Source organism: Campylobacter sp. RM15925 (assembly GCF_012978775.1).
Taxonomy (GTDB): domain Bacteria; phylum Campylobacterota; class Campylobacteria; order Campylobacterales; family Campylobacteraceae; genus Campylobacter_A; species Campylobacter_A canis.
Genome location: NZ_LIWP01000014.1, coordinates 40,395 through 46,926, shown reverse-complemented (window position 1 = coordinate 46,926; position 6,532 = coordinate 40,395). Strand labels below are relative to the sequence as shown.

The following is a 6,532-nucleotide window of genomic DNA, read 5'->3' as shown; positions in this document are numbered from 1 at the left end:
AAATTTTAGTTTAATTGTTGTTATCCGTTTTTGTGAAGCGGAAATTGAAGTATATAGAAATCACGCTTAAACTAAGATAAAAAATTAGTCTAAGCGTGCAAATTTATAAAATTTATTAAAACATCGTAGCTAAAAAAGTTTTAAGAGAAATTTTATTGTTAAAAATAATATCCTGAGTGCGTTTATTGTAGTTAAATTTAGATTCATAGCTATTGCCGTTTTGGACAAAAACTCCGCTATCAAGTAAGCTTTGATCGATCATAGCTTTTTGATCCTGCAAATTTTTAAACAGAAATTCCCCAGGCGTAGTGTCTATCTTGATATATCCGCTTAAATTCAAAATTCTCATAATGCTATACATCATAGAAAAATCTTGCCCATTTGAAGGATCTAATGAAATTTCTAAATTTGACTCATAGGTTTTATTGTCACCATTCTTAAAATTTAGCTTTTCAAACACGAGCTTAGGTCCTCTTTGAAGTATCGCTTGAAACATATTTTGAAGCTCTTGAAAATACAGTTCGTCATCTTTAGCTTTGGAATTTAAAATACCTTCTATGGATTTTTTATCGATATTCTCAACTCTTGTATCCATAACAAAATCAACAAGCTCTATATCATCATACTTGATTTTAGAAATTTTAGTGCTATCAACCTGAGTTATAGTTTGGCTGTCTGTTATCAGTTTAGTATCGCTAGATATATCGCTTATATCTAGAGAATTTTGCATAAAATTTAAGCCTATTTTTTTGATATTGGTCTTAGCGACATCATTGGCAAAAGTATAGTTTGCAAGACTTGACATATCAAGAGGTTTTTCGTATTTAACATCATAATGAATACCTTCAAGGGTGATATTCATAGATTCGTCATTAACTTTTATAAAGTCATTTGAAATTTTACTCTGCAAAACTTTATAAGCATCGTCAAGCTTAAAATCCATAAAAGTATCAGCCATATTAAATTTAACTCCATCGGCTTCTTTGTCTATCTTAACAAGCTCGAAACGTGCGTTTTTGTCCCCGCCTATCTTTTCGATCACCTTAAATTTAAGAGGCTTGGCGGTGTCAAAAATTTTATTTGATACATCTTTTAAATTTTCGCTTGCTAGCTCTACATCACCGATAGTTTCAATTCCATTTATCAAATTTGAAACTCCATGACTTATAGAAGAGGTGATTTTGAGCTTTAAATCCTCCTTAAGACCATCTTCTTTATTAAGAGCAAAAAGATTGTTTATGCTATCTTTTTTGATAACAACATCAAAATTTCCGTTAGAAGCAAAAAATCCTCCGCTAAATTTCTCATTTTCTACCGTAACAGCTTCTACATTCTTTATATTATTAAGAACGCTATAAAATTTCTCCTCCACTTTCATAGAGTAAAATTTAAGCCCTCCAAATATCAAAGCAGCCAAAACCACCACAAATATTAAAATTTTCTTCAATTTTTTTCCTTTTTTTTAGTTACTTGTTGTAGATAAAACCAAATAGAACCCAAAAGCACAAACATAATAATAGGCATAATCCAGCCGTGCGAGCCGAAATATGAGCCTATGTTCATAAAAATTTCACCCATATAAAAGCTTCCCACGCCAAGCGCAATAGCCCAGAGGATAGAGGCAAGCAAATTTAAAACACCAAATTTAACCACAGGATATTTCGTAAGACCGATAGCGATAGGCACCAAGGTCTTTATGCCATAAACAAATTTTTGCATAAAGATCACTTTATCTCCGTGTCTTTTCATCAAAATATGCGAGTATGCAAGCTTGCGTTTATGATTTGCAAGATAGGGTATAACGGCTTGTTTGTTGTAGCGACCTACATAAAAAAGCATCATATCGCCTATGGTGTTTGCCGCTGTCGCCACCACGATACTTACGCTTAAATCCATTTTCCCGGCATAACTCAAAACCCCTGCGGCAATGATGGCAACCATACCGCCACCAAGAGAGTACAAAAACAAAACTATATATCCATAAGTGGATAGCGATGTGAGCATATCTTGCAAAGGCTATCCTTAAAATTTAGAAAAAGCGTTCATCAAAGATGAAAAGCCGTATGAGTCCATCTTAGGAGAGCTTTTGTTGCTTTTTGATATTACTGCCCCGCCAAAGCTTGCTCCTGCGAAAAATCCATCATTGCTTGCATAGGCATATATGCTGCTTGAAAAGCTAAAATCGCTCATCTTAGCGTAGTTATCGCCTATATCTCCAAATGCAAACGAAGCTCCCGCCTCTATGGTTATCTTTCCTTGCTTGATATCTTCTATAAGGCTATCTTTCATTATAAATAGCACTAAAGAGCTGTTTTCATAACCTATCTGAAGCCCTATGCTTCCGCCGCTTATCTCTACTGGCACAAGCTCGCTTGGCGAGTAAGGATTGCCCAATACCATTATACCCTTGCCGTGCATACCGCCAAGAACCAGACCTATTTTTTTCACACTAGGAAATACAACTACCGCCTTTGCGTTTTGCATAAGCGCCTTTGTCGGAGCGGAGCTGTTTTTTCTCATCGTTAAGGTAAATGAATTTGAGGCATCAAGCACAAGTTCATCGTTTGCAAAGAGCAAAATCGCACTAAAAATTATCAGTAAAATTTTCTTCATCAAATACCTTACTTAGCGTAATCAACCGCACGAACTTCTCTAATGACATTTACTTTTATCTCGCCCGGATACTGAACCTTATCCTCGATCTCTTGCGCTATCTCTTTAGCTACAAGCACCGCTTCATCGTCGTTTATAAGTTTTGCATTGGCTATAACGCGAATTTCACGTCCTGCGTTGATAGCATAAGCTTGCTTGATGCCCTCTTTGCTTTTTGCGATATTTTCTATCTCTTCAACGCGTTTTAAGAAGCTTTCAAGAACCTCTCTTCTAGCGCCCGGACGCGCCGCACTTAAGCAGTCGGCCGCACAAACGGCAGCGCTCTCTACGCTTGTTGCTTCTTCGTGACCGTGGTGAGCGTATATAGCATTTATAACGACAGGGTGTTCTTTGTAGCGTTTGCAAATTTCAGCGCCCAAATCAACATGGCTTCCCTCGTATTCGTGAGTTAAAGCCTTGCCTATATCATGAAGAATTCCCGCTCTTTTTGCAAGCTTCTCATCTCCGCCCGTTTCTGCAGCTATGATACCTGCAAGATGAGCCACTTCAAGACTATGTGCAAGTGCGTTTTGTCCGTAACTAGCTCTAAATTTGAGCTTGCCTATTAGCTTTACGATCTCAGGATGCATCTTGCTAAGACCAAGGTCTATTACTATATTTTCGCCCTCTTCCATTATGCTGGCTTCAAATTCTTCACATACTTTTTTATGTATATCTTCAATTCTTGCAGGCTGAATTCGTCCGTCTTCCACCAAAAGCTCGATAACCCTCGTAGCGATTGCACGTCTGTAAAGATTAAAGCTGCTTAATATAATCGCGTTAGGAGTATCGTCAATTATGATATCAACACCCAAAACCATCTCAAGGGTCTTGATATTTCGCCCCTCTTTTCCGATGATTCTTCCTTTTAACTCATCGTTTTTGATATTTACGACGTTAATTAGTCTCTCAGCCGCAAATTCGCCCGCAAAGCGCGAAGTAGCCTGAGCAAGGATGTAGTTTACCCTCTTTTTAGCTTCCCTTTTAGCCTCTTCTTCATGTTTTCTTACGATATGAGCGATATCTGCGCGACTCTTTTCTTCAACCTTCTTAAGCACAACTTCACGAGCCTCTTCTTCTGTTAAACCCGCCGCATGCTCAAGTACCTTAAGCGCTTCTTGCAGTTTAGCTTGATAGCTTACCTTTAAATTTACGCCCTCTTCGTATAAATTTTTAGCTTCGGTTTTTGATCTTTCAAGCTCGTCTTTGCTCTCTTTTAAAATTTCTTGTTCGTTTAAAAGAGCTTGCTCTCTCTTGCCAAGCTCGTCAAATTTCTGCCCGTACTCTTTTTGTAGCTTAATTGTCTTATCGTCATATTTTTTCTTGGCTTCAAATTCAGCCTCTTGAACTGAAATTTTAGAGTTTTTAAGCGTTAATTCCGCCTCATACTCGATCGCCTTTGCCTTTGCTTTTGCCTGCTCTAAAAATATATTATAGTTTGCGTCATTTATCTTTTTGGCGACAAGATATCCTGCGCCAACGCCCACCGCACCTGCTCCTAATCCTACTAAAACTTCTATCATAAGTTCCTCTTTTTATATAATTTTTGGTAGGGGTAATGTAAAAATCACCTTGGATATCGTGATTTTGAGTGATGATTTTATCGATAAAATTCTCTTTAATCTGAACAAATATCACAATAGGTCGGTAAGGTAAATCACTAAAAAATCTATCATAAAAACCTTTCCCGTGCCCTATCCTAGCCATATTTCCGTCAACCCCAAGGACGGGAACGATAGCTACGTCTATCCGCTTGTTTAAAAATTTAGGTGAGATAGGCTCTTTAATCCCAAATTTTGAACGCTTTAGCGGAAGTTTTGATTTTACCATTTTTAAACTAATATCAAACATAAACGGAATAAAAATTTCATATTTTTTACATAATTTTCTCTTTAAAATTTGCAAATTCGGCTCGGACGGCAGAGGAATAAATATCAAAATTCGCTTAGGTCTTAACTCGTCAAGCAAATTTAAAAGCGGCTCAAACATCTTATAATGCGATGATTTAGCCTTGAATTTAAGCTCTCTTTTTAGTCTTGTTCTGCTATCTTTTCTAAAATTTTCTTTTTGCAAAATTTAACACTCATTTTATGAAAGTAATGTATAATTCACGCTGAACTTCAAATTTAACAACAGGAAACTATATGAAATTCAGACTACTCATTATAACATTTTTAATATTTTTTGTAAGCGGTTGCAGCGATACGGATAAAAAATCAAGCAGCAATACTGCAAGTGTGCAATCAGCCAAAACAAGCGAATTCAAAGAGATAAAACAAAGCGATAACCAAATAAATCAAGAAGTAAAACAAACAGAAATCAAAGAGGAACAAAAACAAGAAGCCAAAAAAGATGACGCAACTTCAAATGATCCATTTGAGCTTACATTCTTAAACGAAGAGAAGATAAAACTTCAAAAATTTGATCGCGGAGTCAAGGTTGAAGGAAACGATCAGGCGATACTTTTTAACTTTTTTGCCACTTGGTGCCCTCCTTGTAAGGCAGAGATACCGCACTTAAACAACCTGCAAGATAAATTTAAAGGCAAGCTTAAAATCATAAGCGTTTTGATGGAGGATAAGGCAAAAGACGAGATTGAAGCGTTTGCTAAGCATTATAAGGTAAAATTTGATATAACTTACGGTGCGAACAACTTCCACTTCGCAAAGTCTTTAGGCGGAGTTGTCGGCATACCGTACATGGTGCTTTATAAGCCTGACGGGACATACGCAACTCACTACGTAGGGCTAGTTCCTGAAGAGATGCTAGAAAGCGATATAAGTAAGGTGATTAACTGATGTTTGGGTTTTTTAAAAAGGGGCTTGACAAAACACTTGAGGCGATTCGCTCTTCAAGACCGGCGGATAAAAAAATTTCAAAAGAAATTTTAGAAGAGATGCTTTTAGAAGCTGACGTAAGCTACGAGATAGTCGAAGAGATCATCTACTATCTTCCGCCTCAAGACGAGGTTAAAAAAGATGATCTAAAGAGGATTTTAAAGACTTATTTCATATACGAAAATGTCGCGGAGATAAAGCCGGATAAGCCATTTGTGGAGCTTATTTTAGGCGTAAATGGTGCGGGTAAAACCACAACAATCGCAAAACTTGCAAATTTATATAAAACTTCTAATAAAAGCGTTATTTTAGGAGCTTGCGATACATTTAGAGCGGGAGCCATCGAGCAGCTAAAACAGTGGGCAAAACGCATAGAAGTTCCTATCATAGCTACAAACCAAGGGCATGATCCTTCAGCGGTCGCTTTTGATACTATCTCTTCAGCGCTTGCAAAAAACATAGATAACGTACTTTTAGATACTGCCGGCAGACTTCAAAATCAGACAAATTTGGCAAATGAGCTTAGCAAGATAGTTCGAATAAGCGCTAGGGCTTATGAAAACGCGCCTCACCGTAAAATTTTGGTGCTTGACGGCACTCAAGGCAACGCCGGAGTTGCTCAAGCTAAGGCGTTTAACGACATAGTTAAGCTTGACGGCGTTATCATCACAAAACTTGACGGCACACCCAAAGGTGGAGCGCTGTTTGGAGTAGCAAGAGAACTTGAGCTACCTATACTCTACATCGGAGTCGGTGAAAGCATGAACGATCTGGTTAAATTTGAGCCTAACGACTTTGTAGATACCTTAGTAGACGGGATGTATAACTGAAATTTTAGCTATCAAATTTTGTGCAAAAAAATAAATTGAGGCTAATTTTATTTACATGCCAAAATTAATCCTTCCTCTGCTAGCCATGGCTGCAAATATCTAAATTTGACTATAAATTATATTTTACGCAAATCTAATTAAGATCAATAAAATATCAACCTACTAAGCTTGTTTTAAAACGTAATTAAATTTTTATAAAAAGATTAATAATCT

7 protein-coding genes are annotated in these 6,532 nt (G+C 37.0%); 2 read left to right on the top strand and 5 right to left on the bottom strand.

From position 1 onward, the window contains the following. Positions 1-115: 115 nt before the first annotated feature. From CDOM15925_RS08485 to CDOM15925_RS08465, 5 genes are read right to left on the bottom strand one after another with little or no spacing between them, the layout of a single operon-like run. Entirely contained in the window at positions 116-1,447 is a 1,332-nt protein-coding gene (locus CDOM15925_RS08485; RefSeq protein WP_169942984.1) for a DUF945 family protein, read from the bottom strand. Next, the gene (locus CDOM15925_RS08480) at positions 1,444-2,013 is read right to left on the bottom strand and encodes a DedA family protein (RefSeq protein ID WP_169942983.1); all 570 of its coding nucleotides are present in this window, start codon (positions 2,011-2,013) and stop codon (positions 1,444-1,446) included. Before CDOM15925_RS08480 ends, CDOM15925_RS08485 begins: the two co-directional genes overlap by 4 nt. A gap of 9 nt (positions 2,014-2,022) precedes the next feature. Next, the gene (locus tag CDOM15925_RS08475) at positions 2,023-2,613 is read right to left on the bottom strand and encodes a lipid-binding SYLF domain-containing protein (RefSeq protein WP_169942982.1); all 591 of its coding nucleotides are present in this window, start codon (positions 2,611-2,613) and stop codon (positions 2,023-2,025) included. Positions 2,614-2,621: 8 nt separating this feature from the next. Next, on the bottom strand, positions 2,622-4,175 hold the full coding sequence (gene rny / locus CDOM15925_RS08470) for a ribonuclease Y (protein ID WP_169942981.1): 1,554 nt from the start codon (positions 4,173-4,175) through the stop codon (positions 2,622-2,624). Further along, on the bottom strand, positions 4,096-4,725 hold the full coding sequence (locus tag CDOM15925_RS08465; protein WP_169942980.1) for a 5-formyltetrahydrofolate cyclo-ligase: 630 nt from the start codon (positions 4,723-4,725) through the stop codon (positions 4,096-4,098). The genes rny and CDOM15925_RS08465 overlap by 80 nt, the downstream gene beginning before the upstream one ends. Before the next feature lie 71 nt (positions 4,726-4,796). On the opposite strand from CDOM15925_RS08465, the gene CDOM15925_RS08460 reads away from it, so the two are divergent. Together CDOM15925_RS08460 and ftsY are read left to right on the top strand one after the other, a co-directional pair. Then, complete coding sequence (locus CDOM15925_RS08460) at positions 4,797-5,450, top strand: TlpA family protein disulfide reductase (RefSeq protein WP_169942979.1); 654 nt, start codon at positions 4,797-4,799, stop codon at positions 5,448-5,450. Beyond that, a complete protein-coding gene (gene ftsY / locus CDOM15925_RS08455) occupies positions 5,450-6,319 on the top strand; it encodes a signal recognition particle-docking protein FtsY (protein WP_169942978.1) in 870 nt (289 codons plus the stop codon). Before CDOM15925_RS08460 ends, ftsY begins: the two co-directional genes overlap by 1 nt. Positions 6,320-6,532 lie beyond the last annotated feature (213 nt).

Bases quoted from the DNA above. Each gene is read 5' to 3' on its own strand.
- CDOM15925_RS08475 (WP_169942982.1), bottom strand. From the start codon at position 2,613: ATGAAGAAAATTTTACTGATAATTTTTAGTGCGATTTTGCTCTTTGCA.
- rny (WP_169942981.1), bottom strand. From the start codon at position 4,175: ATGATAGAAGTTTTAGTAGGATTAGGAGCAGGTGCGGTGGGCGTTGGC.
- CDOM15925_RS08460 (WP_169942979.1), top strand. From the start codon at position 4,797: ATGAAATTCAGACTACTCATTATAACATTTTTAATATTTTTTGTAAGC.
- ftsY (WP_169942978.1), top strand. From the start codon at position 5,450: ATGTTTGGGTTTTTTAAAAAGGGGCTTGACAAAACACTTGAGGCGATT.